The following is a 25,772-nucleotide window of genomic DNA, read 5'->3' as shown; positions in this document are numbered from 1 at the left end:
ATGTCCCTTCCTGTTGCATGGTGGGAGAGATGTCAATCAAGGGCTGAGAATGGTGCAGAAGCCGGAAAGTGACACAGAACCCAAGGAAAGGCGTATAGATCTGAGCCTGCCGCAGGTGGCGGGCAGTGCCGTGGCGGCGGTCGCGGCAGCGGTGGCGGCCTCCCAGCTGGGTGTGTACGGAACGGTCCTCGGCGCCGGAGTGATGAGCGTCGTCGCCACCTGTGGCGGCTCGGTCTTCCAGCACTTCTTCCGGCGCACGGGGGAGCAGATCCGCGAGGTCACGGTCCAGGTGAAGCACCCGGGCCGCGAGGTGACCGTGCATACGCGTGAGACGAAGGGTGCACGTGCGGCGAGGAGGGAGGCGCGTCGGCCGACGGCCGCCACGCCCTCCCGGTCTCCCTCCGGCCCTCCCGACGGAGCGGCGGACGCCACCACGGTGATGCCTGCCGTGGACGCCACGACCGTGCTGCGCAGGGCGGACGCCGGTGCTGCGCCGCGAGACCCGGCGGACGACCCGGACCGTACGCGGATGCTGCGGCCGCTCGATGCGACCCAACTGCTCACCACCGGGCGGCCGGACCCGCACGAGGAGTTCTCCGAAGCCACCACCCACGGCACCCGGGTCCGCGGCTGGAAGCGGTCGGTACTCGGGGCGGCCGTGGTCTTCGTCCTCACGATGGCCGGAATCACCACGTACGAGCTGATCTCCGGAAATGGCCTGAGCGGCGGTCAGGGCACGACCGTCGGCTCCGTGGTGCGCGGCGGGGAGCGGAGTTCCGGGTCGGACGATCCGGCGCCGCCGACGAGCACCGACCCCGGTCAGGGGACACCGCGGGAGAACGGCACGACGCCCGGTACGGACCAGCAGGGCGGCGGGAGCCGGAATCCGGACTCCGGCGGGGGTGACCGCTCCTCGGCCGATCCGACGCCCAGCCCCACACCGTCCGGCGGCACCGGTGACCGTACGAGCCCGTCCCCGGTGGCCCCTGGCGACGGTGCCTCCGCCGGGACGGCACCCGCGGGCGGTGGCGAGGCGCCGGCACAGGGCGACGCCACGGCGGGCACGGACACCGGACGGTGAACGGCTCCGCGCGCCCCGGGCGCGCGGAGCCGCCCAGGGCCGAAGGGCGCTACTCGCCCAGCACCCGGCGCAGGTAGTCATTGCCGAAGAGCCGGTCCGGGTCCAGCCGGTCGCGTACCGCGGTGAACTCGCCGAACCGCGGGTACACCCCGGCGAGGTACTCGGCGTCGCGGGTGTTGACCTTCCCCCAGTGCGGGCGCCCGGCATGAGCGGTCATGATGCGCTCGACCGCCGTGAAGTACGCCTGGTAGGGCGTGCCCTTGTAGAGATGGACGGCGATGTACGCGCTCTCGCGGCCCGAGGCCGTGGAGAGAGCGATGTCGTCCGCGGGGGCGGTACGGACCTCCACCGGGAAGCTGATCCGCAGCGGCGAACGCTCGACCATCGCCTTCACCTCGCGCAGCGCCTCCACGGCGGCCTCGCGCGGCACCGCGTACTCCATCTCCACGAAGCGGACCCGGCGCGGGCTGGTGTAGACCTTGTACGGGATATCGGTGTACGTGCGGGCCGACAGGGCGCGGCTGGAGAGCTTGGCGATCGACGGAATGGTGGCGGGGACCGCCCGGCCGAGCGAACAGGCCACCTGGAAGAGCCCGTTGGAGAGGAGCTCGTCCTCGATCCAGCCGCTGACCTTCCCGGGCGGGGCGGCGGGGCCCGCGCTGCGGTTGTTGCGCTTGGTGTTGGTGTTCCCGGTGTGCGGGAACCAGTAGAACTCGAAGTGCTCGTTCTCGGCGACCAGCTCGTCGAAGCCGCTCATGACCCGGTCGAAGGTCATCGGCTCCTCGCGGGCCGTCAGCAGGAAGAGGGGCTCCACGGCGAAGGTGATCGCCGTGACGACACCCAGCGCCCCGAGCCCGATCCGGGCGACGGCGAAGACGTCGGCGTTCTCCTTCTCCGAACAGGTCAGCACCGTGCCGTCGGCGGTGACCAGTTCGAGGGCGCGGATCTGCGCGGATATGGAGGCCGAGTCACGGCCGGTGCCGTGGGTGCCGGTCGAGGTGGCGCCCGCGACCGTCTGTTCCATGATGTCGCCCATATTGGTGAGCGAGAGGCCCTCGCGGGCCAGAGCGGCGTTCAGCCGCTTCAGCGGAGTGCCGGCCTCGACGGTCACCGTCATCGCCTCGCGGTCGATGTTCCGGATGCCGGTGAGCAGGTCCGGGCGGATCAGCACACCGTCGGTGGCCGCCGTCGCGGTGAAGGAGTGCCCGGTGCCGACCGGCTTCACCCGCAGGCCGTCCTCGGACGCCCGGCGCAGCACCTCGGCCAGCTCCGGAACGGAGGCGGGGGACACGGCCCGTACCGGACGGGCCGTGACATTCCCCGCCCAGTTACGCCACTCGTTCGTCGTCCGTGCGTCGGTGTGGGTCATCTTCCGCGAGCCCTTCCCTCGGAACCGGCACGCTGAGCCGGCGATACCCCAGGAACGCCACCGCGGCCGCGAGCGCTCCCGCCACGACGGGCACCGCGTACCCCGCCTCGGCCCCCGACGCGTCGACCACCCAGCCGGCGGCCGACGAGCCGAGCGCCACCCCGACGGCGAGCCCGGTGCTGGTCCAGGTCATGCCCTCGGTCAGTTCGGTGCGCGGTACGTGCTGTTCGACGAGGGCCATGGTGCTGACCATCGTCGGTGCGATGGCGAGACCCGCGACAAAGAGCGCCACGGCCAGGAACGGCAGGTTCCCGGCCAGTTGGAGGGGGATCATACTCACGGCCATCGCGCACACGCCCACCAGCCACCGGGTGGACGCCTTTCCCCTGAGGCGGAGCAGGCCGAAGACGGCTCCGGCCAGGCAGGACCCCAGCGCGTACACCGCCAGCACGAGGCTCGCCGCGGCCTTGTGGCCCCGCTCCTCGGCGAAGGCCACCGTCACCACGTCGATGGACCCGAAGATCGCACCGGTGGCCACGAAGGTCACCACGAGCACCTGGAGACCACGGGAGCGCAGCGCGGAGCCGCCGGTGTGCTCCCGGCGCGGGTGCGGAACCGGCTCGGTGGCCCGCTGAGCGGTCAGCCAGAGGACGCCGACCAGCAGGAAGCCGGCGGCCAGCAGCGGCCCCGCCTCCGGGAACCAGGCGGTGGACAGACCGATCGAGATGATCGGCCCGAAGATGAAGCACACCTCGTCGACGATCGACTCCCACGAGTACGCGGTGTGCAGCTCGCGCGGCGAACCGCGGTAGATCTCCGCCCAGCGGGCCCGGATCATCGAACCCACGCTGGGCACGCAGCCAGCGCCCGCCGCGAAGACGAAGAGCGTCCAGTCGGGCAGCCGCTGCTGCGCGCAGATCAGGAGTCCGGCCACCGCCACCAGCGCGACGAGGGTGGCGGGACGCAGGACGCGGCGCTGCCCGTGCCGGTCGACGAGCCTGGAGATCAGCGGTCCGATCACCGCCGCCGACATCGCGAGCGTCGCCGAGAGTGCGCCGGCGAGGCCGTAGCGGCCGGTGAGCTGGGAAATCATGGTCACGACGCCGATGCCCATCATGGACAGCGGCATCCGGCCGAGGAATCCGGCCGCCGAGAACCCCTTGGTGCCGGGGACGGCGAATATCGCGCGGTAGGGACTGGGCAAGGAGGGCTCCGGAACAGCGTGATCGCACGCGCCAGTAATACGTGAACGTAACCGGTACAGCTTACGGTCGGGGCGAACGGTCCGACAGGGGGCCCGGAGCCGACGTCGGTGGGAGGACCGTCCGAGGCGGGTGGCAGGATCGGTGTCATGTCCGATCTGTGCGATCCCGCTCCCTACGACGCCCTGCTGCTGCTCTCCTTCGGCGGTCCCGAAGGCCCGGACGACGTGGTTCCGTTCCTGGCGAACGTGACCCGTGGCCGAGGCATCCCCGAGGAGCGGCTGAAGGAGGTCGGCAAGCACTACTTCCTGTTCGGCGGTGTCAGCCCGATCAACGCCCAGAACAGAGCCCTGCTGGACGCCCTGCGCAAGGACTTCGCCGCGCACGGACTGGACCTGCCGGTGTACTGGGGCAACCGCAACTGGGCGCCGTACCTCACCGAAACCCTGCGTGAGATGACCGCCGCCGGGCACCGCCGCATCGCCGTCCTCGCCACCAGCGCCTACGCCTCCTACTCCGGCTGCCGGCAGTACCGCGAGAACCTCGCCGAGTCACTGGCCGCACTGGAGGCGGAGGGGCTGCCGGTGCCCCGGGTGGACAAGCTGCGGCACTACTTCAACCACCCCGGCTTCGTGACGCCCATGGTGGACGGCGTCCTCGCCTCCCTGGCCGATCTCCCCGAGGACGTGCGGGCCGGGGCGCACCTCGCCTTCACCACGCACTCCATCCCCACCTCGGCCGCCGACACCTCCGGTCCCGCGGAGGCGCACGGCGACGGCGGCGCCTATGTCGCGGAGCACCTCGACGTCGCCCGGCTGATCGTCGACGCGGTGCGCGAGAAGACCGGCGTCGACCACCCCTGGCAGCTGGTCTACCAGTCGCGCAGCGGCGCCCCGCACATTCCCTGGCTGGAGCCCGACATCTGCGACCACCTTCAGGCGCTGCACGCGGACGGGGTGCCCGCCGTGGTGATGGCCCCCATCGGATTCGTCTCGGACCACATGGAGGTCCTCTACGACCTCGACACCGAGGCCACCGCGAAGGCCGCCGAGCTCGGGCTGCCGGTGCGCCGGTCGGCGACCGTCGGCTCCGATCCGCGGTTCGCCGCGGCCGTGCGCGAACTGGTGCTGGAGCGCGCCGCCACCGAGCGGGGACAGGGCGGGGAGCGGTGCGCGCTGGGCGCGCTCGGGCCGAGCCACGACCTCTGCCCGGCCGGCTGCTGCCCGGCACGGGCCCCCAAGCAGGCTGCCGCGGGTGCCGACAGCCCCTACGCGTAAGCGCACCGCCGTACGCCCACAGACACCTGGAGAGCCGTGACCGACCCGAACCTGTCCGAACTGCTCGATCTCGCCCTGGAAGCCGCCGGCCGCGCGGGCGCGCTGCTCCGTGACGGCCGCCCGGCCGATCTGGGCGTGGCCGCGACCAAGTCCAGCCCCATCGATGTCGTCACCGAGATGGACCTCGCCGCCGAGAAGCTGATCACCGGCTTCCTGAGCGAACGCCGCCCGCAGGACGGCTTCCTCGGCGAGGAAGGGGCGAGCGCCGAGGGCAGCAGCGGTGTGCGCTGGGTCATCGACCCGCTCGACGGCACCGTGAACTACCTGTACGGACTGCCCACCTGGGCCGTCTCCATCGCCGCCGAACGGGACGGCGTGCGGGTCGTGGGCGTGGTGGAGGCCCCGATGCGCCGCGAGACCTACCGGGCGGTGCTCGGCGGCGGGGCGTACGCCACGGGCGGCGTGTACGGCGAGGGCACCGCGCTGCGCTGCCGACCGGCGCCGCCGCTCGACCAGGCGCTCGTCTCGACCGGTTTCAACTACGTCAGCGACGTCCGCACGCACCAGGCGGACGTGGCCCAGAAGCTGATCCCACGGCTCCGGGACATCAGGCGCGGCGGCTCCGCCGCAGTGGACCTCTGCGACGTGGCCTCGGGCCGCCTCGACGGCTACTACGAGCGCGGGCTCCACCCCTGGGACCTGGCGGCCGGCGACCTGATCGCCCGCGAGGCGGGTGCGTACACCGGCGGGCGCCCCGGGCAGCCCGCCGACGGTGATCTGACGATCGCCGCGGCGCCGGGCGTCTTCGAGCCGCTGCAGGCCCTCCTGGAGGAGTTCGGCGCCTGGCACGACTGAGGGCCGTCCCCGGCACGCGCGAAGGGCCCCCGGCGCCGGTCACGGCATCAGGGGCCCTTCACATGTGCGTACTCAGACGCTGGTGGCACCGATCTCGACGCCGTGCTCGGCGGCGAGGCGGTGAAGGTCCTCCAGCTCGCTCTGCTCGACATCCGCGAGGAAGTCGTCGCCCGTCTCCCGGGCTCTCGTGAGGTCGTGCTCGGTGGTCTTGATCCGCTGCAGCAGACCTGCGGTGAAAGCGTCCATCATGCGCCCCCTCATCGTGGGTCGGTGGCACGGGGGTGTGCCCGGGGTTTCCCTCCGCACGGAGGCGGTAGGGCGGGTGATCACGCACTCTCCGGGGACGGAGCGGCCTGTGGCACGCCACATTCAAGGCGTGATCGCGGGTGTGAATTCGTCCTCCCCGGGCCGGGAAGGGGAGAAACCTCAACTGGCTGGAAAATCCGGTGAATTCCGCTGAACCCCAGGTGGGGCAGCGTCGTCTTACCGCCGGTTTATGCGCGTTGCGGGCAGGATGGAGCCGCACAGACCGGTGCCGACGGATGTCCGGATCACGGACCGTGGGCACTTCTGCACACTCTGAAGTTTCTAAGGAAGGAAAGCGCCGTGCGCGTACTCGTCGTGGAGGACGAGCAGCTGCTCGCCGATGCGGTGGCCACCGGATTGCGCCGGGAGGCCATGGCCGTCGATGTCGTGTACGACGGTGCGGCGGCCCTGGAGCGCGTCGAGGTCAACGACTACGACGTCGTGGTGCTCGACCGGGACCTCCCCCTGGTGCACGGCGACGACGTATGCCGGCGCATCGTCGAGCTGGGCATGCCCACCCGGGTGCTCATGCTCACCGCGTCCGGGGACGTCAGTGACCGGGTCGAAGGCCTGGAGCTCGGCGCCGACGACTACCTGCCCAAGCCGTTCGCATTCAGCGAGCTCACCGCCCGGGTGCGGGCGCTCGGCCGGCGTACGACGGTGGCCCTGCCGCCCGTCCTGGAGCGGGCCGGCATCAAGCTCGACCCCAACCGGCGCGAGGTCTTCCGGAACGAGACGGAGGTCCAGCTCGCGCCGAAGGAGTTCGCCGTGCTGGAGGTCCTGATGCGCAGCGAGGGCGCGGTCGTCTCGGCCGAGCAGCTGCTGGAGAAGGCCTGGGACGAGAACACCGACCCGTTCACCAACGTCGTCCGGGTGACCGTCATGACACTGCGCCGGAAACTCGGCGAGCCGCCGGTGATCGTCACCGTGCCCGGTTCCGGCTACCGGATCTGACGGCCGATGCCCTCCGTCCCCGCGCCGCCGACGGCGCCCCCGAAGCCCACCTGGGAGCCCAAACAGCAGGAGCCTCCCTACTGGCTGCGCCCGACCATCCGGATACGGCTCACGCTGCTCTACGGCGGCATGTTCCTGATCGCCGGCATCCTGCTGCTGTCGATCATCTACATGCTGGCCGCGCAGGCCCTGCACGTGGGCAGCGAGCTGCCGTTCAAGATCGTCAACGGGCAGGTCACCAGCGATGTCTGCAACCTGCCCGAGAAGGCGTCACCGGAGGCCTTCAACGCGGCGATGAACTCCTGCGTCAACCACCAGCGGCAGCAGGCGCTCGACACGCTCCTCAACCGGTCGCTGCTCGCCCTGGTAGGCCTGAGCGTCATCGCCTTCGCCTTCGGTTACGCGATGGCCGGCCGCGTGCTCTCGCCGCTGGGCCGGATCACCCGCACCGCCCGCCGGGTGGCCGGAACCGACCTGTCCCGCCGGATCGAGCTGGACGGCCCGGACGACGAGCTGAAGGAGCTCGCAGACACCTTCGACGAGATGCTCGACCGCCTGGAGCGGGCCTTCACCGCCCAGCAGCGGTTCGTCGGCAACGCATCGCACGAGCTGCGCACGCCGCTCGCGATCAACCGCACGCTGCTGGAGGTCCATCTGTCCGACCCCCAGGCCCCGCCGGAGCTGAAGCAGCTCGGCAAGACCCTGCTGGCCACCAACGAGCGCAGCGAGCAGCTGGTCGAGGGCCTGCTGCTGCTGGCCCGCAGCGACAACCAGATCGTCGAGCGCAAACCGGTCGACCTCGCGGAGGTCGCCTCGCGCGCGATCGACCAGACGCGTGGCGAGGCCGAGGAACGCGGTGTGGAGATCCGCGGCGAGCGGGCCCCCGCAGTCGTCCAGGGCAACGGCGTCCTGCTGGAGCGGATCGCGCTGAATCTCGTCCAGAACGCCGTGCGCTACAACGTCCCGGAGCAGGGCTGGGTGGAGGTCACCACGGAGCTCCAGGGCGGCCAGGCCCTGCTGGTGGTCTCGAACACCGGTCCAGTGGTGCCGGCGTACGAGATCGACAACCTCTTCGAGCCCTTCAGACGGCTCCGTACGGAGCGAACGGGCAGCGACAAGGGGGTCGGGCTCGGCCTGTCGATCGCGCGCTCCGTGGCGCGCGCACACGGCGGCCGTATCATCGCGGAGCCCCGGGAGGGCGGTGGTCTTGTGATGCGGGTCTCACTGCCGCTCTGAGCGGCCGGGCGGAGTGATCCGCCGACGAATTGGTTCGTTCGCTTTGAGCGGAATTTTCGGGACCTGCTCCCGGATCGTACGTGTGTGATCGATCACAGGGGCGATTTTCGGACCGTCAACGCTCCGTGACCAGGAGATCCACCGGAAAACCCGCAAAAGTCGGGGTTTTCGGGGCCCGATATCACGGGAAGTACACGGGGTGGCGCCCGTGAAGCGCGACACCGGGACCGTGTACGGTCCCCATCGCCACTCAAGCCGACCGCTCCCGAGCGGTCCTATTGGGTGTCGATTGAGTAACAGACCTTGATGTGAGGCAAAATCTCCGCCTCGGGTCGGGCACAAGTCCGGCCTCTCACGCGTTACGTGCGCTGAGACACCGCAGACACCCAGAGGGGGAGAGCGACATGGCAACGGATTACGACACCCCACGCAAGACCGATGACGACGTCGACCAGGACAGCCTCGAAGAACTCAAGGCCCGCCGGAGCGACAAGACGGCGTCCGCCGTCGACGTCGACGAGTTCGACGCGGCCGAAGGGCTGGAGCTGCCCGGCGCAGACCTGTCCAACGAGGAGCTGGCCGTCAGGGTCCTGCCCAAGCAGGCCGACGAGTTCACGTGCATGAGCTGCTTCCTCGTGCACCACAGGAGCCAGCTCGCACGCGAGAAGAACGGCCAGCCGATCTGCCGCGACTGCGACTAGGTCGCGCCGACCGTGGCAGGCGACACACCGTTCCAAAAGCGGCGCTTGCGGCGCAAGAGGTCGTCGGAGGCGTATCAGGGCGGCACAGGCCCGGCAGAAGGCGTAGCAGCGCCTGCCGAGCGGTCCGCCCTGCCACCCTCCGCGGGTGAGCGGGACGACGAGCGGGGCCGGTCGGCCTCGCTCGAAGCAGTGGTCGCGGCTGGAGAGGAAGTCGACGCGGCCGATGGGGCCGGACAGGTCGACAGGACGGAGCCCGTGACCGGGGCAGGCCGTCTGGGTTCAGTGAAGCGGGGCGTGCGCAAGGGCGGGGAGAGTGCCAAGGCAGCGATCGGTCATATCGCCGACCTGATCATCGAGAACGCTCCCCGCATCCCCGTGCGCGATCTCGCCACCCTGCGCAAGCAGTTCCCCGGCCTCGGTCCGGAGGAGCTCGCCGACAAGCTGGTCGCAGGCGCGAGCAAGGGCAGCGCCACCGTCGGCGCCGGAATCGGCGCGGCGGCGATGATGCCCGTACCACCCGCCATGCTCGCCGAGCTGGCGACGGAGATCACCGGTGTGGCCGCCATAGAACTGAAGCTCGTCGCCGAGCTGCACGAGGTCTACGGGCAGCGTCCGCCGGGCGGGCTCGGTCAGCGCTCCACCGCATACATCACGTCCTGGACGGAGGAGCGCGGGATCGACGTAGCGCACCCCGCGACGGTCAACGCCGCGCTGGGCGGTCAGATGAAGCGCGAGCTGCGGCAGCAGATCACGAAGCGCATGGCGCGCGACCTGCCGAGTCTGGTCCCGTTCATGGTCGGCGCCGCCGTCGGCGCGATGATGAACCGGCGCGACACCAGAAAGCTCGCCGAGCGGGTCAGGAAGGACCTGCGCAAGCGCCAGGTCCCCTGGGACCGGCTCCCCGAGCTGCCGCCGCTGGAGCGGCAGGTGGGCCCCCGCAAGGGCCTGCCGGGCGAGAGCGCCCTGCCGGGCGAGCCGGAGGCATGAGGGCCCGCCAGGACCCCGCGGAAGGAAGCTAGGCGCGTACGGCCGTGAGCGCCGCCACCAGGGCCTGCGGCTCGCGTGTCGACAGGTAGACGTACGGAGTCGGGTCCTGCGGGTCGGTGACCTCCACCCGGATCGCCGTCGGGATGTAGCTGCGCAGCAGCATGAACGCGCGGGTGTCCGCCTTGTATGTGCGCCACGCGCGCGCCTCCTCCGCGTCCAGCACCTCGGCCTCGCCGAGCGCCGTCACCGGAATCCGCGCGTCGCCGGCGACCAGGGCGCCCGCCACGACCCGGATCCTGGCCGAGCCGTAGGAGCTCACCGCGACCGCCGACAGGGCCGTGCCGCCCGCCAGGCCGGCCAGCAGGGGCAGGGTGCCGAGCGGCAGCAGCATCAGCGCGCAGGCGATGCCGATCAGGAGGGCGATGAACCACCACGAACGGGGTGCGGTCAGTCGTTCGTCGAAAGGCGGGGTGGAAGGCTGCATGAGCCCAAGCTTGGCACGGTGCGGCCCATGGGTGGCCGCGCGGGTAAGGTCAGCGCCTGTGAGTGGAACATCTGCGGCTCTGAAGCCCCCGGCCGACGCGGTGAAACCGGTCCGGCACCCCGAAGCCCCGGCCCCCGGCGAACTCCTCGGTGCGCACTACGAACACTGTTTCGGCTGCGGCGGTGGGCAACAGCACGGGCTGCACCTCCAGGCGCGGGCCGGTGACGGCGTCAGCGTGACCGCCGAGTTCACCGTGAAGGCGGCCCACCAGGGCGCCCCGGGGCTGGCACACGGAGGGATCCTGACCACCGCGCTGGACGAGACGCTCGGCTCGCTGAACTGGCTCCTGCGGGTGATCGCGGTGACCGGACGCCTGGAGACCGACTTCGAGCGGCCGGTGCCGGTGGACACCGTGCTGCACCTCGACGCGGAGATCACCGCGGTGCACGGCCGGAAGATCTACTCCCGGGCGACCGGCCGGATCGGCGGCCCGGACGGACCCGTGGCGGTCCGGGCCGAGGCCCTCTTCATCGAGGTGAAGGTCGACCACTTCATCGAGAACGGCCGCCCGGCCGAGATCCGGGCGGCGATGGCCGACCCGGACCAGGTCAGGCGTGCCCGGGCCTTCGAGGTGAACCCCTGATGCGCCGGCCCGTGGATGTACTGATCCGCCGGATCGACCCGGACGTGCCGATTCCGGCCTATGGGCACCCGGGCGACGCCGGGGCCGATCTGGTGACCACCGAGGCCGCCGTGCTCGCCCCGGGCGAGCGGGCGGTACTCCCCACCGGGGTGTCGATCGCGCTGCCCGACGGATACGCCGCGTTCGTCCATCCGCGCTCCGGCCTCGCCGCGCGCTGCGGAGTCGCCCTCGTGAATGCCCCGGGGACGGTTGATGCCGGGTACCGTGGAGAGATCAAGGTGATCGTCATCAACCTCGACCCGCGTGAGCCCGTGCGGTTCGAACGGTTCGACCGGATTGCCCAACTGGTCGTCCAGCAGGTCGAGAAGGTGCGCTTCCACGAGGTGGCGGAGCTGCCCGGCTCAGCCCGTGGCGAGGGAGGCTTCGGATCCACCGGAGGGCATGCTTCCGGTGATGTTGATGGCGTCAGGGGCGGGATCACCCAGGGCGGGAACAGCTACGCTTCGGTCGTACCCGACCGGGAAGGACAGTGACGTGTTCGGACGTCGCAAGAAGAGTGGTTCCGCCGACGACGTGGCGGACGAAGCGCGCGAGGCCGAGCAGGTCGTCGACGAGCTCGATGACGCCGACGGTGCCGGCAGCGGCTCGCGTCGGGTGAACCTCCCGCCGGCACCCCGGCCGGATGGGCCGTGGGACGTCTCCGAGGTCTCCCAGCCCGGCGAGGGCCGGGTCGACCTGGGCGGCATCTTCGTGCCCGGCGTCGAGGGCATGGAGCTGCGTGTCGAAGTGGCCGGTGACGCGATCGTCGCCGCGACCGTGGTGCTGCACGACAGCGCCGTCCAGCTGCAGGCCTTCGCCGCGCCCAAGAAAGAAGGCATCTGGGGCGAGGTCCGCGAGGAGATCGCCGCCGGGATCACCCAGCAGGGCGGGATCATCGACGAGGTCGAGGGCCCGCTGGGCTGGGAGCTGCGTGCCCAGGTCCCGGTACAGCTCCCGGACGGGACGAACGGCGTGCAGCTGGTGCGCTTCGTCGGCGTCGACGGGCCGCGCTGGTTCCTGCGCGGAGTGATTTCCGGCCAGGGCGCCGTGCAGCCGGAGGCCGCCGGGCTGCTGGAGACGATCTTCCGGGACACCGTGGTCGTCCGTGGCGAGGGCCCGATGGCTCCGCGCGACCCGATCGTCCTCAAGCTGCCCAATGACGCCCAGATGGTGCCCGAGGGGGTCCAGCAGGAGAGCCAGGAGAGCTCGAAGTTCTCCGGCGGCATGGGCCAGCTCCAGCGCGGACCCGAGATCACCGAGGTGCGCTGAGCGGGTACGGGCAGCCGCCCGGCACAGCTTCGGCCGGTGGGCCGTATCCCCTTTCGAGGGGGTACGGCCCACCGGCCGTTCTGTGTTTTGAGCGGGTCCCGGGAGGGTCTGGGGGAGGGCTCCGGGCTGTGCGCAAGACAGGTTCCGGACAGCGCACACAAGGGGCGCGTATGGGGCGCGTATAGGGCACGTATGTGCGCCGTCAAGGGGCCGTCGTTCCCCGTAAGGAAGCCATCAACGCAGGCCAGGACGACCGTCGCAAGAGGTTTGCTCAAGAGGTCAGACAATCCGTACCTCATCTAGGAGCACACGATGGCCGATGTGGCCTTCGTCGTCACCACGATCGCGGTGTTCGCGCTGGTGGCTCTTGTCGCCAAGGGGGTGGCGAAGCTGTGACCGCCGAGAACATCGTCGGCCTGGTCGTGGCCGTCGCCCTGCTGGGCTACCTGGTCCTCGCCCTTCTGTACCCGGAGAGGTTCTGAGCGCGATATGAGCCCCGTCCTCGCTGGTGTGCTCCAGGTTCTCGCGCTCGTCGTGGCGCTGGGGCTGGCGTACCGTCCGCTCGGCGACTACATGGCCGGCGTCTACTCCTCGAACAAGCACCTGCGCGTCGAGAAGTGGATGTACAAGGCCGTCGGCGCCGACCCGAACACGCAGATGCGCTGGCCCGCGTATCTGCGGGGGGTGCTCGCCTTCTCCGTGGTGAGCGTCCTCTTCCTCTATCTGCTGCAGCGGCTCCAGGGAGCGCTGCCCGGTTCGCTCGGCTTCGCCTCGATCGATCCGGACCAGGCGTTCAACACGGCGGCGTCGTTCGTCGCCAACACCAACTGGCAGTCGTACTCCGGCGAACAGGCCATGGGCCACGTCGTGCAGACCGGTGGCCTGGCGGTGCAGAACTTCGTCTCGGCCGCCGTCGGCATGGCCGTCGCGGTGGCCCTCGTACGCGGCTTCGCCCGCTCCGGCACCGGTGAACTCGGCAACTTCTGGTCCGACCTGGTGCGCGGCACCGTGCGGATCCTGCTGCCGATCGCCGCCGTCGGCGCGCTGGCGCTGGTGGCCTGCGGCGCGATCCAGAACTTCGCCGGCATCCACGAGGTCGGGCAGTTCATGGGCGGCTCGCAGCAGTGGAACGGTGGCGCCGTGGCCTCCCAGGAGGCCATCAAGGAGCTGGGCACGAACGGTGGTGGTTACTTCAACGCCAACTCGTCCCACCCGTTCGAGAACCCCAACGGGCTGTCCAACCTTCTCGAGATCTTCCTGATCCTGGTCATTCCGTTCGCGATGACCCGGACGTTCGGCCGGATGGTCGGCTCGCTCAAGCAGGGTTACGCCATTCTCGCGACGATGGGCGTCATCTGGCTGGGCTTCACCACCCTGATGATGTGGACCGAATTTGCCCACCACGGACCCGCGTTCGAGATCGCGGGCGGGGCGATGGAGGGCAAGGAGACCCGGTTCGGGATCGCCGGCTCGTCGATCTTCGCGGTGGCCACGACCCTCACCTCCACCGGTGCGGTGAACTCGTTCCACTCCTCGTACACGGGCTTCGGCGGCGGGATCACGATGCTGGGCATGCAGCTCGGCGAGATCGCGCCCGGAGGCGTGGGTTCCGGCCTCTACGGCATGCTCGTCATGGCGATCATCGCGGTGTTCATCGCCGGGCTGATGGTCGGCCGTACGCCGGAGTACCTCGGCAAGAAGATCGGCACCCGCGAGATCAAGCTCGCCGCCTGCTACATCCTGATCACCCCGGCGCTGGTGCTCTGCTTCACCGCCGCGGCGATGGCGCTGCCCACTCCGCCCCACTCCATGACCAACACCGGGGCCCACGGATTCTCCGAGGTCCTCTACGCCTACACCTCGGGTGCGAACAACAATGGTTCGGCGTTCGCCGGGCTCAACGCGGACACGCAGTGGTTCAACACCACGATCGGCCTCGCGATGCTGCTCGGCCGGTTCCTGCCGATGGTGTTCATCCTCGCGCTGGCCGGCTCGCTCGCCGAGCAGAAGCCGGTACCGGCGACCGTGGGCACCCTGGGCACGCACAAGCCGCTCTTCAGCGGACTGCTGGTCGGCACGATCCTGATCATCACCGGGCTGACCTTCTTCCCGGCCCTGGCTCTGGGGCCGCTGGCCGAAGGGCTGGCGTCATGACCACTCGTACGGAGCAAGAGGACTCGATGTCCACTGTCACCCCGACCCGGGCACCGCACCAGGACGCGCCCACGGGTCACCAGAGCGAAGGACGCGTCGGCGGGGGCCTGTTCGACCCCGCGCAGCTGATCCGCTCCTTCCCCGACGCCCTGCGCAAGCTCGACCCCCGGGTGATGGTCAAGTCCCCGGTGATGTTCGTGGTGCTGATCGGTTCGGTGTTCACGACCGTGCTGGCGTGCCTGGACCCGGGCGAGTGGTTCGGCTGGGCGATCGCGGCCTGGCTGTGGCTGACCACGATCTTCGCCAACCTGGCGGAGGCGGTCGCCGAGGGTCGCGGCAAGGCGCAGGCCGACACCCTGCGCAAGGCCAAGACCGACACCGTCGCCCGGCGGCTGCTCGGCAGGAACGAGGAGCGGGTGGCCGGCATCGAGCTGCGCATCGGTGATCTGGTGGTCTGCGAGGCCGGTGACGTCATCCCCGGTGACGGCGATGTCGTCGAGGGCGTCGCGAGCGTCGACGAGTCCGCGATCACGGGCGAGTCGGCGCCGGTCATCCGGGAGTCCGGCGGTGACCGGAGCGCCGTCACCGGGGGGACGAAGGTGCTCTCCGACCGCATCGTCGTCAAGATCACCACCAAGCCCGGTGAGACGTTCATCGACCGGATGATCGCCCTGGTCGAGGGCGCCGCCCGGCAGAAGACGCCCAACGAGATCGCGCTGAACATCCTCCTCGCGTCCCTCACCATCGTCTTCCTGCTCGCCGTCGTCACCCTCCAGCCCTTCGCGATCTACGCCGGGCAGCGGCAGTCGATGATCGTGCTGACCGCGCTGCTGGTCTGCCTGATCCCGACGACCATCGGCGCGCTGCTCTCCGCGATCGGCATCGCCGGCATGGACCGCCTCGTCCAGCGCAATGTCCTCGCCATGTCCGGGCGTGCCGTAGAGGCCGCCGGGGACGTGTCGACCCTGCTGCTCGACAAGACCGGCACCATCACCCTCGGCAACCGGCAGGCCGCCGAGTTCGTACCCGTGAAGGGCACGACCGAGGCCGAACTGGCGGACGCGGCCCAGCTCTCCTCGCTGGCCGACGAGACGCCGGAGGGCCGCTCGATCGTCGTGCTCGCCAAGGAGAAGTACGGGCTGCGCGAGCGCCACCAGGGCGAGCTGGCCGGTGCCGAATGGGTCGCGTTCACCGCCCAGACCCGCATGTCCGGCGTCGACGTGGACGGCCGCAAGGTCCGCAAGGGGGCCACCGGTTCGGTCGTCGCCTGGGTCGAGGAGCGCGGCGGCACCGTCGCTCAGGACGCGCAGGCGCTCACCGACACGATCTCCGGAGCGGGCGGCACGCCGCTGCTGGTGGCCCTGGAGGACGAGCACGGCGCCCGGGTCCTCGGCGTCATCCACCTCAAGGACGTCGTCAAGGAGGGCATGCGGGAGCGGTTCGACGAGCTGCGCCGGATGGGGATCAAGACCATCATGATCACCGGCGACAACCCGCTGACCGCGAAGGCCATCGCCGAGGAGGCGGGCGTCGACGACTTCCTCGCCGAGGCCACGCCCGAGGACAAGATGGCCCTCATCAAGCGCGAGCAGGCGGGCGGCAAGCTCGTCGCGATGACCGGCGACGGCACGAACGACGCGCCGGCGCTCGCCCAGGCCGATGTCGGCGTGGCCATGAACACCGGCACCTCGGCCGCCAAGGAGGCCGGGAACATGGTGGACCTGGACTCCAACCCCACCAAGCTGATCGAGATCGTCGAGATCGGCAAGCAGCTGCTCATCACCCGCGGTGCGCTGACCACGTTCTCGATCGCCAACGACGTCGCGAAGTACTTCGCGATCATCCCCGCGATGTTCGCCGTGGTCTATCCCGGCCTGGACAAGCTGAACATCATGCAGCTGTCCTCGCCCCAGTCCGCGATCCTGTCGGCCGTGATCTTCAACGCGCTGATCATCGTCGCGCTGGTGCCGCTCGCCCTGAAGGGCGTGCGCTACCGGCCCAGCAGCGCCGACTCGATGCTCCGGCGCAACCTCGGGATCTACGGACTCGGCGGTCTGGTCGCCCCGTTCATCGGCATCAAGATCATCGACATGGTCATCTCCCTCGTACCCGGGCTGCACTGAATTTAGGAATCGGCTGACCTGCCATGAACAACTCCGTAGCAAACACCGCCCGGTTGCTCTGGGCCGGGCTGCGCGCCCTGCTCGTCCTCACCGTCGTCTGCGGCGTGCTCTACCCGCTCGCCGTCACGGGCGTCGCCCAGGGTGTCTTCCCCGACAAGGCCAATGGCTCCGAGATCACCGCGAACGGCAAGGTCGTCGGTTCCGAACTCATCGGCCAGCGCTACGACCTGCCGCTGAAGGAGGGGCAGGAGACCGCGGCCCCGGACCTCAAGTGGTTCCAGCCGCGCCCCTCCAACGGCCTGGGCACCAACAGCGTCAACACCCAGTACAAGCTGATCCTCTCCGGCGCGACCAACCGCTCCGGCGACAACAAGGAACTCATCGACTGGGTCACCGCCGCCAAGGCCGCAGTGGTCAAGGACAACTCCGTCCCCGGCCACCCCGTCAGCCCCTCGGACGTGCCGGCCGACGCCGTCACCTCCTCCGGCTCCGGCCTCGACCCGGCCATCTCCCCGGCCTACGCACAGCTCCAGGTGCGCCGGGTGGCTGAGCGCAACCACCTTCCCGTCGACCAGGTGGAGAAGCTCGTCGAGCAGCACACCGACGGCCGGATCCTCGGCTTCGTCGGAGAGCCGAGGGTCAACGTCCTCCAGCTCAACATCGCCCTCAAGCAGCTGGTGGACGGGGCCTGAGGAAGGACGGGAAGCGTGGCGCGGGGCCGGACCCCGCGCCACGCACACCCGTTCACCGGGCCGACGTGCCCAGGGTGCCCGGGTAGAGGTACCCCTGCGGCGGGAGGACCGTGCCGTCCACCCATGCCGCGAAGAAGCCCTTGAGGTCCTTGCCCGAGACCTTCGCCGCCAGCGCCTCGAACTGCCGGAACGAGGCGTTGCCGTACGCGTGGTCGCGGGTCCAGGTCCGCAGCGTCCGGAAGAACGCCTCGTCGCCCACCGTGCGGCGCAGGGCGTGCAGCATCAGCGAGCCCTTGGAGTACAGTGCCGGGTCCAACTCCCTGCCCGGTCCCGGGTCGTAGAGCCTGACGGACCAGAACGACGGGTCGTTCCGGTACTCCTCCACCTCGGACCGGTAGTAGTCCCGGTCCAGGTCGGCACCCTTGTGCTCCTCCCACAACTGCCCCGCGTACTGGGCGAAGCACTCGGCGACGCAGCCGTCCCGCCAGTCCTTGAACGAGACGCTGTCACCGAACCACTGGTGGGCGTTCTCGTGGACCATCGAGGCGTCGAAGAGCATGGAGCCGTAGGTGGGGCGGCTCTGCGTCTCCAGGGCGAGGGGGCCGCCGGAGGGCTCCTTCGCGGCCCCGACGACGATCGCGCCCGCGGAGGAGAAGGGATACGGGCCGAACTTCGCGGCCAGGAAGTCCAGGATCTCCGTCTGCTGGGCCTCCGCCTCGGGGTCGATGACGGCGTCCGGGCTGTAGGCCGTGATGACCGGTGTTCCGGCGGACGTCCGGCCGCGGTGGACGGCGAACCGGTCGATGGCGACCGTGCTGAGGTACGTGGCCATCGGCCGGTCCTCGAACCAGCGGAAGGTCCTTCTGCCTTCCTTGAGGCTTTCCGGGCCGGGCAGACCGTTGCCGACGGCCGTCCAGCCGTCGGGGACCGTCGCGGTGAGGGCGAAGGTGGCCTTGTCGGACGGGTGGTCGTTGGCGGGGTACCAGGAGGTCGCGGAGTGCGGTTCGCCCGTCACGCTCGCGCCGCCGTTCCGCAGGGTGTGCCAGCCCTCGGGATCGGGCCTGCCCGCGTACTTCACCCGGACCTCGAACGTCGCGCCCTTCGCGACCGGGCGGGCCGGGGTGATGACCAGCTCATGGGTGCCGGCCCGGGAGAACGTCTCCGCCGGAACGCCGTCCACTTTCACCGAAGCGACGGTGAAGCCCTTGAGGTCCAGGCTGAACCGGTCCAGGCCGGTCAGGGCGCGGGCGGTGACGGTGGTGTCGCCGTCCAGGCGGTCGGTGTGCGCCGGGTCGTAGGAGATGCGGACGTCGTAGTGGGAGACGTCGTAGCCGGAGTTGCCGTCGTCGGGGAAGTACGGGTCGCCGAGGCCCGGTCCGCCGAAGGCGGCCGAGGCGGGGACAGCGGCCAGTACGGTGCCGCCCACGACCGCGGCCATCAGGGTGGCGACGGTGCTGCGGCGCCGGTTCAGGAGTCTGCGCATGTCTCGTTCCTGGGGATCGGGGGTCAGTGCCGGGGCTTGGTGGCGGCGAGCTTGTGCAGCACGCCGGCGATGGCGTCGGCGCTGGTCGTCTCCGTCTTCGGATCCACGTTGGCGAGGTTGTCGCAGGCCTCGTGGATGCAGTCCGAGATGCCGGTGCTGAAGCCGGACGACGGGATGCCGGCGTTGCCGAACGACTCGTGGTCCGAACCGCCGACGCCGATGTCGAAGGTGGGGATGGACCGCTCGGCGAACCACGCCTCGAAGGCCTGCTGGGCCTCGGTCTCGCCGTGCTCGTCGTCGTGGACCACGAGCCACTGCCGGGTGTTTCGGCTGCCGGCCTGGTCGAAGTTGAGATAGACGTCGATCCTGCTGCGCTCGGCCCCGGAAAGCCCGCTGACATAGCTCTTTGAGCCGATCAGGCCCTGCTCCTCCGCGCCCCACCACGCGAACCGCAGATGCCGCTCGGGCTTCGTGCCGGACGCGGCCACCTGGAGGGCGGCGGCCAGGACGGCGGCCGAACCCGAGCCGTTGTCGTTGATCCCCGGGCCCTCCTTCACGCTGTCGAGATGGGCTCCGGTCAGCAGCACATGGTCCGGGTCGCCGCCCGGCCAGTCGGCGATCAGGTTGTGGGCGGTGGCGCCGTCATGGGTGAAGGGGACCAGTCTCGTACGGAATCCGGCCCGGTCCAGGGCGCGTTTCACGTACGCCACCGAATCCGCGTAGCCCTTCGTGCCGTGTGCGCGGTTGCCGCCGTTGCGGTCCGCGATGCGCTGCAGGGCCTGCAGATGGGGCATCACCTGCTGCTCGGAGACGGTGGGCGCGGTGGGAGGCCGCGCGTCCGCGGTGGCGGCGGGGACCGCGGACAGGGTCAGGGAGATCCCGAGAACTCCGGCTGCCAGCCGGGGAAGGCTTCTGCGTGATGTCATGCGCACCTTTTCGAGGACGGGGCAGTTCGGGGTCGGGGCGCTCGCCCCGGTGGACCTGGACCAGGCTGGTCCGGCGGTGTCAGAAAGTTGTCGGGAAGTTGTCGGGGAGTGGTGTTGCTCCGCGACCGGCCGAGCTCACATGGGAGCTGACGGAGCGTCATAAAGATCCCTGGGGGGAAGATGCCCACCCTGTCCGGACACCTGCGGCACGTGCGGCGGCCTCCGGATACCGGCTCCGCGACGGGTTCGGCACACCGCCGAGAACGACCGCATCGGCGTCCGGCCGGACGGCGATGCGGCCCCGGCCATTGTCCAGCCCTGTGTGCATTGCACATACTGGCGGCCGACAGGACCGAGCACGTACGGGGGAGAGACATGACCGAGCGCACCGGCCGGATGGGCACCGAGGGGCGGGGTGGTACCGCGGTCGCCGGGGAAACGGCCGGCGGGCCCATGGTCCGGGTCGAGGACCTGCACCGCTCGTACGGCTCCGGCGCCGGAGCCGTGCACGCGCTGCGCGGGGTGTCCTTCGAGGTGCCGCGCGGCGAGCTCGTCGCGCTCAAGGGGCGCTCGGGTTCGGGCAAGACCACCCTCCTCAACCTGCTCGGCGGGCTCGACAGCCCCGACGCCGGCCGGATCACCGTCGACGGCACGGACCTCGCCGAGCTCGGCGAGAACGGGCTCCTGGAGCTGCGCAGGGACCGGATCGGCTTCATCTTCCAGTCGTTCGGCCTGATCCCGATCCTGACCGCGGCGGAGAACGTCGGCGTGCCCATGCGGCTGCGCAAGGCGGATCCGCGCGAGCGCGAGGAGCGGGTGGCGCTGCTGCTCTCCCTGGTCGGCCTCGCCGACCACGCCGCCCAGCGCCCCGGCGAGCTCTCCGGGGGCCAGCAGCAGCGCGTCGCGATCGCCCGAGCGCTCGCCAACCGGCCCGCGCTGCTGATCGCGGACGAGCCGACGGGACAGCTCGACGCGGAGACCGGACTGGCGGTGATGGAGCTGCTGCGGGCGGTGGTGCGCAGCGAGGGTGTCACCGCGCTGGTGGCGACGCACGACGCCCAGCTGCTGGGGCTGGCGGACCGGGTGCTGGAACTGAGCGACGGACACATCGTCGAGCACGCGTAGCGGAGAACGGGGGAGGGCTTCGAAGGGGGCCCGAGGTCCCTCCCGGGACCGTCCGTGGCGTCAGAATCCTGTCAATTCGGCCCCTCACCCCACCCCTCGCCTCATTTGTCGACAATGCGCGGGGTAGCTTCGAAGCGGCTGCCGTCGGACGCAGCCCGTTCAAGAGATGACAATGGGGCCATGGCACGCGGCAAGCTTCGGATCTACCTGGGTGCGGCACCCGGCGTCGGCAAGACGTACGCGATGCTCTCCGAGGCCCATCGACGCGTGGAGCGGGGCACCGACTGCGTCGTCGCCTTCGTGGAGCACCACGACCGGCCGCGCACCGAGGTGATGCTGCACGGCCTGGAGCAGGTCCGGCGCCGTGAGATCGAGTACCGCTCCGCCGTCTTCACCGAGATGGACGTCGACGCGGTCCTGGAGCGCGCCCCCGCCGTCGCCCTGGTGGACGAACTGGCGCACACCAATGTGCCGGGGTCCCGCAACGCCAAACGCTGGCAGGACGTCGAAGAGCTCCTCCAGGCCGGAATCGACGTGGTGTCCACCGTCAACATCCAGCACCTGGAGTCGCTCGGCGACGTCGTCGAGGCGATAACCGGCGTGCGGCAGCGCGAGACCGTCCCCGACGAGGTCGTCCGCAGGGCCGACCAGATCGAACTCGTCGACATGTCGCCCCAGGCGCTGCGCCGCCGGATGGCCCACGGCAACATCTACAAGCCGGACCGGATCGATGCCTCGCTGTCCAACTACTTCCGCCCCGGCAACCTGACCGCCCTGCGCGAGCTGGCCCTCCTCTGGGTCGCCGACCGGGTCGACGAGTACCTCCAGCAGTACCGCGGCGAGCACAACATCCGCACCACCTGGCAGGCCCGCGAACGTATCGTCGTCGGACTCACCGGCGGCCCCGAGGGCCGTACGCTCATCCGCCGCGCGTCCCGGATGGCGGCCAAGGGGTCGGGCAGCGAGATCCTCGCCGTCTACATCGCCCGCAGCGACGGGCTGACCTCCGCCTCCCCCAAGGAACTCACCGTCCAGCGCACCCTCGTGGAGGACCTCGGTGGCACGTTCCACCATGTCATCGGTGACGACATACCGTCGGCGCTCCTGGAATTCGCCCGGGGGGTGAACGCCACGCAGATCGTCCTCGGCTCCAGCCGCCGCAAGGCCTGGCAGTACATCTACGGGCCGGGCGTGGGCGCCACCGTCGCCCGGGAGTCCGGGCCGGACCTCGATGTCCACATCGTCACCCACGAAGAGGTCGCCAAGGGGCGCGGTCTGCCCATCGCCCGCGGCGCCCGGCTCAGCCGGGCCCGGATCATCTGGGGCTGGCTGGTCGGGGTCGGCGGCCCGGCCCTCCTCACCCTGCTCCTGGCCGGCCTGGACAGCGGCCCCGGACTCGCCAACGACGTCCTGCTCTTCCTCTTCCTGACCGTGGGCGCCGCGCTGCTCGGCGGACTGCTGCCGGCCCTCGCGTCGGCCGCCGCCGGCTCGCTGCTGCTGAACTACTGGTTCACTCCGCCCACCCACACCCTCACCGTGCAGGACCCGGAGAACTTCGTCGCCATCGTGATCTTCTTCGCGGTGGCGGTCTCGGTCGCCTCGGTCGTCGACCTGGCGGCCCGCCGCACCCATCAGGCGGCCCGGCTGCGCGCCGAGTCGGAGATCCTCTCCTTCCTGGCCGGCAGTGTGCTGCGCGGCGAGACGACGCTGGACGCGCTCCTCGACCGGGTCCGCGAGACCTTCGGCATGGAGTCCGTCGCCCTGCTGGAGCGCAGCAGCGACGTCGACCCGTGGACCTGCGCCGGGAGCGTCGGACCGGGGCCGGTGGCCCGGCCGGAGGACGCCGATGTGGACATGCCCGTCGGCGACCACATGGCGCTGGCGCTCTCCGGCCGGGTGCTGCCCGCCGAGGACCGCCGGGTCCTCGGCGCGTTCGCCGCGCAGGCCGCCGTCGTACTGGACCGGCAGCGCCTGGTCGACGAGGCGGAGGAGGCCCGGCGACTCGCCGAGGGCAACCGGATCAGGACGGCGCTCCTCGCCGCCGTCAGCCACGACCTGCGTACCCCGCTCGCCGCCATCAAGGCCGCCGTCAGCTCCCTGCGCTCCGACGACGTCGCCTGGTCCGACGAGGACCAGGCCGAACTCCTGGAAGGCATCGAGAACGGCGCCGACCGCCTCGACCACCTCGTGGGCAACCTGCTGGACATGTCCAGGCTCCAGACCGGCACCGTCACCCCGCTGATCCGCGAGATCGACCTCGACGAGGTGGTCCCGATGGCGCTCGGCGGTGTCCCCGAGGACAGCGTCGACCTGGACATCCCCGAGACCCTGCCGATGGTCGAGGTCGACCCCGGGCTGCTGGAGCGGGCCGTCGCCAACATCGTCGAGAACGCCGTGAAGTACAGCCGCTACGCGGAACGCGTCACCGTGGCCGCCAGCGCGCTCGGCGAGCGTGTCGAGCTACGGGTGGCCGACCGCGGCCCGGGCGTCCCGGACGACGCCAAGGAGCGCATCTTCGAGCCCTTCCAGCGCTACGGGGACGCCCCGCGCGGCGCGGGCGTGGGACTGGGGCTCGCCGTGGCCCGCGGCTTCGTGGAGTCCATGGGCGGCACGCTGGACGCCGAGGACACCCCCGGCGGCGGCCTCACCATGGTGCTGACCCTCAAGGCGGCATCGGGATACGTTCCGGTCAGCCCCGACCTGCCCGCGCGGGTCACCTCATGACCACGCGGGACACTTCAACGACCACGCGGTCCACCGCATGACCACGCAGTTCACCTCATGATCTCCGGTAGGTCCCGGGAGATCGCCGTACAGCAGAAAGGCAGGGCCCCCATGACCCGGGTGCTTGTGGTCGACGACGAGCCGCAGATCGTACGCGCCCTCGTGATCAACCTGAAGGCGCGCAAGTACGAGGTGGACGCGGCGCCCGACGGCGCGACCGCCCTCCAGCTCGCCGCCGCCCGCCACCCCGATGTCGTCGTCCTCGACCTCGGGCTGCCGGACATGGACGGCGTCGAGGTGATCAAGGGGCTGCGCGGCTGGACCCGGGTGCCGATCCTGGTGCTCTCCGCCCGCCACACCTCCGACGAGAAGGTGGAGGCACTGGACGCCGGCGCCGACGACTACGTCACCAAGCCGTTCGGCATGGACGAGCTGCTGGCCCGGCTGCGCGCCTCGGTCCGCCGCGCCGAACCCGTCGGGCAGCACGGCTCCGACGACGTCGTGATCGTCGAGACCGAGGGGTTCACCGTGGACCTGGCGGCGAAGAAGGTCCACCGCGAGGGACGCGACGTACGGCTCACCCCCACCGAGTGGCATCTGCTGGAGGTCCTGGTCCGCAACAGCGGCCGGCTGGTCAGCCAGAAGCAGCTGCTCCAGGAGGTCTGGGGGCCCTCGTACGGCACCGAGACCAACTATCTGCGGGTCTACATGGCCCAGCTGAGGCGCAAGCTGGAGGCCGACCCCTCGCACCCCCGGCACTTCGTCACCGAGCCGGGCATGGGATACCGCTTCGAACGCGGCTGAACGGGCGCCGGGAGCTGTTCTGCGGCTCCCCCCGATCACTCGTTCGAGTGAGACCGGGGCGCCCGCCCGCAGCAGCCGGGACCGGTACCCTTCGGGTATGAGTGCTGTTCCTCGATCCGACAAGCCCGGTAAGGCGGAGAAGCCGTCGGGCCGCTTCCGGCGGATGCTCGACCGGCTGTCCAGCTCGCGGGAGGACCTCGAGTCCGAGGAGCTGCAGGAGGACGCGCAGGCCTCGGGGTGCACGCGGATCTCCGAATGCACCGACCGCCAGATCGTGAAGGTGACTGGTACCTTGCGGACCGTCACCCTGCGGCCGCGCGCCGGAGTGCCCGCCCTGGAGGCAGAGCTCTTCGACGGCACCGCGCCGCTGGACGTCGTCTGGCTGGGCCGCCGCTCCATCGTGGGCATAGAACCGGGCCGCAAGCTCATCGCCTCCGGCCGGATCGCCATGAGTCATGGGCGCCGGGTGCTGTTCAACCCCAAATACGAACTCCGACCGCTCGGCAAGGAGTAGCCGGTGACGTCTCTCGACAAGCCGACGTCCGACACGGACCGCACCGACCAGCAGGCGACCGATGCGAAGGCGGTGACCGAGGCCGCGCTCTTCGAGGCGTTCGGCGGTGCCCGGGGCATGGTGGAGACCGTCCTCCCCGGGCTGCTGTTCGTCACCATCTTCACGGTCAACAAGGATCTCCACCTCTCGGCCATCGCGGCCCTGGTGGTGTCGCTGGTCCTCGTCGCCGTGCGGCTGATCCGCAGGGACACCGTCAAGCACGCCTTCAGCGGTGTCTTCGGTGTGGCCTTCGGTGTGGTCTTCGCGATGATGACGGGCAATGCCAAGGACTTCTATCTGCCCGGCATGCTCTACACGTTCGGCCTGGCCCTCGCCTACCTGATCACCACCCTCGCCGGGGTGCCGCTGATCGGCCTGATCCTGGGGCCGGTGTTCAAGGAGAACCTCTCCTGGCGCACCCGGAACCCCGGCCGCAAGAAGGCCTACGCCAAGGCCAGTTACGCCTGGGGACTGATCCTGCTCGGCAAGTGCGCGGTCCTCTTCCCGCTGTACTGGTGGGCCGACACCACCCAGTTCGGCTGGGTCCTGGTCGCCCTGAAGATCCCCCCGTTCCTGCTCGCGGTCTATCTGACCTGGGTCTTCCTCGCCAAGGCACCGCCGCCCATCGATGTCTTCGCCGAGATGGAGGCCGAGGAACAGGCCGAGAAGGAGCGCAAGGCGGCAGCTGCGGCAGCCGCGGCGCGCAACCAGGAGTTCTGAGCCGAGAGGTCCGAGCACCGCGCTCGCCGGACGTACGGAGAAGGGGCCGGGAACCGTGTCACACG

Annotated in this window: 25 protein-coding genes; 19 read left to right on the top strand and 6 right to left on the bottom strand. The window is 70.4% G+C overall.

The features are described from left to right. The first annotated feature begins 49 nt into the window (after window positions 1-49). Window positions 50-1,081: a hypothetical protein gene (locus IE107_RS18270; RefSeq protein WP_189544858.1), complete on the top strand. Its 1,032-nt coding sequence runs from the start codon at window positions 50-52 to the stop codon at window positions 1,079-1,081. A gap of 49 nt (window positions 1,082-1,130) precedes the next feature. Here IE107_RS18270 and IE107_RS18265 read toward each other — a convergent pair whose 3' ends face one another. Then, window positions 1,131-2,450 carry a D-arabinono-1,4-lactone oxidase gene (locus IE107_RS18265; RefSeq protein WP_189544857.1) on the bottom strand — a complete coding sequence of 440 codons (1,320 nt, stop codon included), beginning with the start codon at window positions 2,448-2,450 and terminating at the stop codon, window positions 1,131-1,133. Then, window positions 2,410-3,654, bottom strand: a complete 1,245-nt coding sequence (locus IE107_RS18260; RefSeq protein WP_189544856.1) for an MFS transporter — start codon at window positions 3,652-3,654, stop codon at window positions 2,410-2,412. The genes IE107_RS18265 and IE107_RS18260 overlap by 41 nt, the downstream gene beginning before the upstream one ends. A gap of 147 nt (window positions 3,655-3,801) precedes the next feature. On the opposite strand from IE107_RS18260, the gene IE107_RS18255 reads away from it, so the two are divergent. Both IE107_RS18255 and IE107_RS18250 read left to right on the top strand, forming a co-directional pair. Next, a complete protein-coding gene (locus tag IE107_RS18255) occupies window positions 3,802-4,929 on the top strand; it encodes a ferrochelatase (RefSeq protein WP_189544855.1) in 1,128 nt (375 codons plus the stop codon). Window positions 4,930-4,965: 36 nt separating this feature from the next. Further along, on the top strand, window positions 4,966-5,784 hold the full coding sequence (locus tag IE107_RS18250) for an inositol monophosphatase family protein (protein WP_189544854.1): 819 nt from the start codon (window positions 4,966-4,968) through the stop codon (window positions 5,782-5,784). Window positions 5,785-5,856: 72 nt separating this feature from the next. Here IE107_RS18250 and IE107_RS18245 read toward each other — a convergent pair whose 3' ends face one another. Next, a complete protein-coding gene (locus tag IE107_RS18245) occupies window positions 5,857-6,033 on the bottom strand; it encodes a hypothetical protein (RefSeq protein WP_189544887.1) in 177 nt (58 codons plus the stop codon). Between the two features lie 357 nt (window positions 6,034-6,390). Here IE107_RS18245 and IE107_RS18240 point away from each other — a divergent pair, with 357 nt between their 5' ends. The 4 genes from IE107_RS18240 to IE107_RS18225 all read left to right on the top strand — a co-directional run bounded on the left by IE107_RS18240 (window position 6,391) and on the right by IE107_RS18225 (window position 9,968). Further along, window positions 6,391-7,044, top strand: coding sequence for a response regulator transcription factor (locus IE107_RS18240; RefSeq protein WP_189544853.1), 654 nt, complete (start codon window positions 6,391-6,393; stop codon window positions 7,042-7,044). Window positions 7,045-7,050: 6 nt separating this feature from the next. Beyond that, entirely contained in the window at window positions 7,051-8,280 is a 1,230-nt protein-coding gene (locus IE107_RS18235) for a sensor histidine kinase (protein ID WP_189544852.1), read from the top strand. Window positions 8,281-8,684: 404 nt separating this feature from the next. Then, window positions 8,685-8,981, top strand: coding sequence for a DUF4193 domain-containing protein (locus tag IE107_RS18230; RefSeq protein ID WP_003965732.1), 297 nt, complete (start codon window positions 8,685-8,687; stop codon window positions 8,979-8,981). Window positions 8,982-8,993: 12 nt separating this feature from the next. Beyond that, on the top strand, window positions 8,994-9,968 hold the full coding sequence (locus IE107_RS18225; RefSeq protein WP_189544851.1) for a hypothetical protein: 975 nt from the start codon (window positions 8,994-8,996) through the stop codon (window positions 9,966-9,968). Window positions 9,969-9,996: 28 nt separating this feature from the next. Here the strand turns inward: IE107_RS18225 and IE107_RS18220 are convergent, their stop codons facing one another. After that, window positions 9,997-10,452, bottom strand: coding sequence for a DUF3093 domain-containing protein (locus IE107_RS18220; protein WP_189544850.1), 456 nt, complete (start codon window positions 10,450-10,452; stop codon window positions 9,997-9,999). Between the two features lie 58 nt (window positions 10,453-10,510). On the opposite strand from IE107_RS18220, the gene IE107_RS18215 reads away from it, so the two are divergent. The 7 genes from IE107_RS18215 (at window position 10,511) to IE107_RS18185 (ending at window position 17,372) form a co-directional block, all read left to right on the top strand. Next, window positions 10,511-11,095: a PaaI family thioesterase gene (locus IE107_RS18215; protein WP_189544849.1), complete on the top strand. Its 585-nt coding sequence runs from the start codon at window positions 10,511-10,513 to the stop codon at window positions 11,093-11,095. Next, window positions 11,095-11,628, top strand: coding sequence for a dUTP diphosphatase (dut, locus tag IE107_RS18210; protein ID WP_189544848.1), 534 nt, complete (start codon window positions 11,095-11,097; stop codon window positions 11,626-11,628). The genes IE107_RS18215 and dut overlap by 1 nt, the downstream gene beginning before the upstream one ends. A 1-nt stretch (window position 11,629) precedes the next feature. Then, window positions 11,630-12,403, top strand: coding sequence for a DUF3710 domain-containing protein (locus IE107_RS18205; RefSeq protein WP_189544847.1), 774 nt, complete (start codon window positions 11,630-11,632; stop codon window positions 12,401-12,403). Between the two features lie 392 nt (window positions 12,404-12,795). After that, entirely contained in the window at window positions 12,796-12,885 is a 90-nt protein-coding gene (gene kdpF, locus IE107_RS18200; protein WP_078075662.1) for a K(+)-transporting ATPase subunit F, read from the top strand. A gap of 7 nt (window positions 12,886-12,892) precedes the next feature. Next, window positions 12,893-14,557, top strand: coding sequence for a potassium-transporting ATPase subunit KdpA (kdpA, locus tag IE107_RS18195; protein ID WP_189544846.1), 1,665 nt, complete (start codon window positions 12,893-12,895; stop codon window positions 14,555-14,557). Further along, window positions 14,554-16,680 carry a potassium-transporting ATPase subunit KdpB gene (gene kdpB, locus IE107_RS18190; protein ID WP_189544845.1) on the top strand — a complete coding sequence of 709 codons (2,127 nt, stop codon included), beginning with the start codon at window positions 14,554-14,556 and terminating at the stop codon, window positions 16,678-16,680. Before kdpA ends, kdpB begins: the two co-directional genes overlap by 4 nt. A 23-nt stretch (window positions 16,681-16,703) precedes the next feature. After that, window positions 16,704-17,372 (top strand): potassium-transporting ATPase subunit C, encoded by a 669-nt coding sequence (locus tag IE107_RS18185; protein WP_189544844.1) that lies wholly within the window; start codon window positions 16,704-16,706, stop codon window positions 17,370-17,372. Between the two features lie 52 nt (window positions 17,373-17,424). Here the strand turns inward: IE107_RS18185 and IE107_RS18180 are convergent, their stop codons facing one another. Both IE107_RS18180 and IE107_RS18175 read right to left on the bottom strand, forming a co-directional pair. After that, window positions 17,425-18,855: a M1 family metallopeptidase gene (locus tag IE107_RS18180; protein ID WP_189544843.1), complete on the bottom strand. Its 1,431-nt coding sequence runs from the start codon at window positions 18,853-18,855 to the stop codon at window positions 17,425-17,427. Between the two features lie 23 nt (window positions 18,856-18,878). Continuing rightward, a complete protein-coding gene (locus IE107_RS18175; RefSeq protein ID WP_189544842.1) occupies window positions 18,879-19,781 on the bottom strand; it encodes a M20/M25/M40 family metallo-hydrolase in 903 nt (300 codons plus the stop codon). Window positions 19,782-20,177: 396 nt separating this feature from the next. On the opposite strand from IE107_RS18175, the gene IE107_RS18170 reads away from it, so the two are divergent. From IE107_RS18170 to IE107_RS18150, 5 genes are all read left to right on the top strand, one after another. Next, complete coding sequence (locus IE107_RS18170; protein ID WP_189544885.1) at window positions 20,178-20,906, top strand: ABC transporter ATP-binding protein; 729 nt, start codon at window positions 20,178-20,180, stop codon at window positions 20,904-20,906. Window positions 20,907-21,086: 180 nt separating this feature from the next. Beyond that, entirely contained in the window at window positions 21,087-23,630 is a 2,544-nt protein-coding gene (locus tag IE107_RS18165) for a DUF4118 domain-containing protein (RefSeq protein ID WP_189544841.1), read from the top strand. A 111-nt stretch (window positions 23,631-23,741) separates the two neighbouring features. Then, window positions 23,742-24,434 (top strand): response regulator, encoded by a 693-nt coding sequence (locus IE107_RS18160; protein WP_189544840.1) that lies wholly within the window; start codon window positions 23,742-23,744, stop codon window positions 24,432-24,434. 97 nt (window positions 24,435-24,531) lie between these two features. After that, entirely contained in the window at window positions 24,532-24,948 is a 417-nt protein-coding gene (locus tag IE107_RS18155; RefSeq protein WP_189544839.1) for an OB-fold nucleic acid binding domain-containing protein, read from the top strand. Between the two features lie 3 nt (window positions 24,949-24,951). Next, on the top strand, window positions 24,952-25,707 hold the full coding sequence (locus tag IE107_RS18150; protein WP_189544838.1) for a DUF3159 domain-containing protein: 756 nt from the start codon (window positions 24,952-24,954) through the stop codon (window positions 25,705-25,707). Window positions 25,708-25,772: the final 65 nt, after the last annotated feature.

Origin of the sequence: Streptomyces gelaticus, from assembly GCF_014649535.1 — a bacterium.
Taxonomy (GTDB): Bacteria; Actinomycetota; Actinomycetes; order Streptomycetales; family Streptomycetaceae; genus Streptomyces; species Streptomyces gelaticus.
The sequence above is the reverse complement of the archived record's forward strand: the minus strand, read 5'-3'. Positions and strand labels throughout refer to the sequence as shown.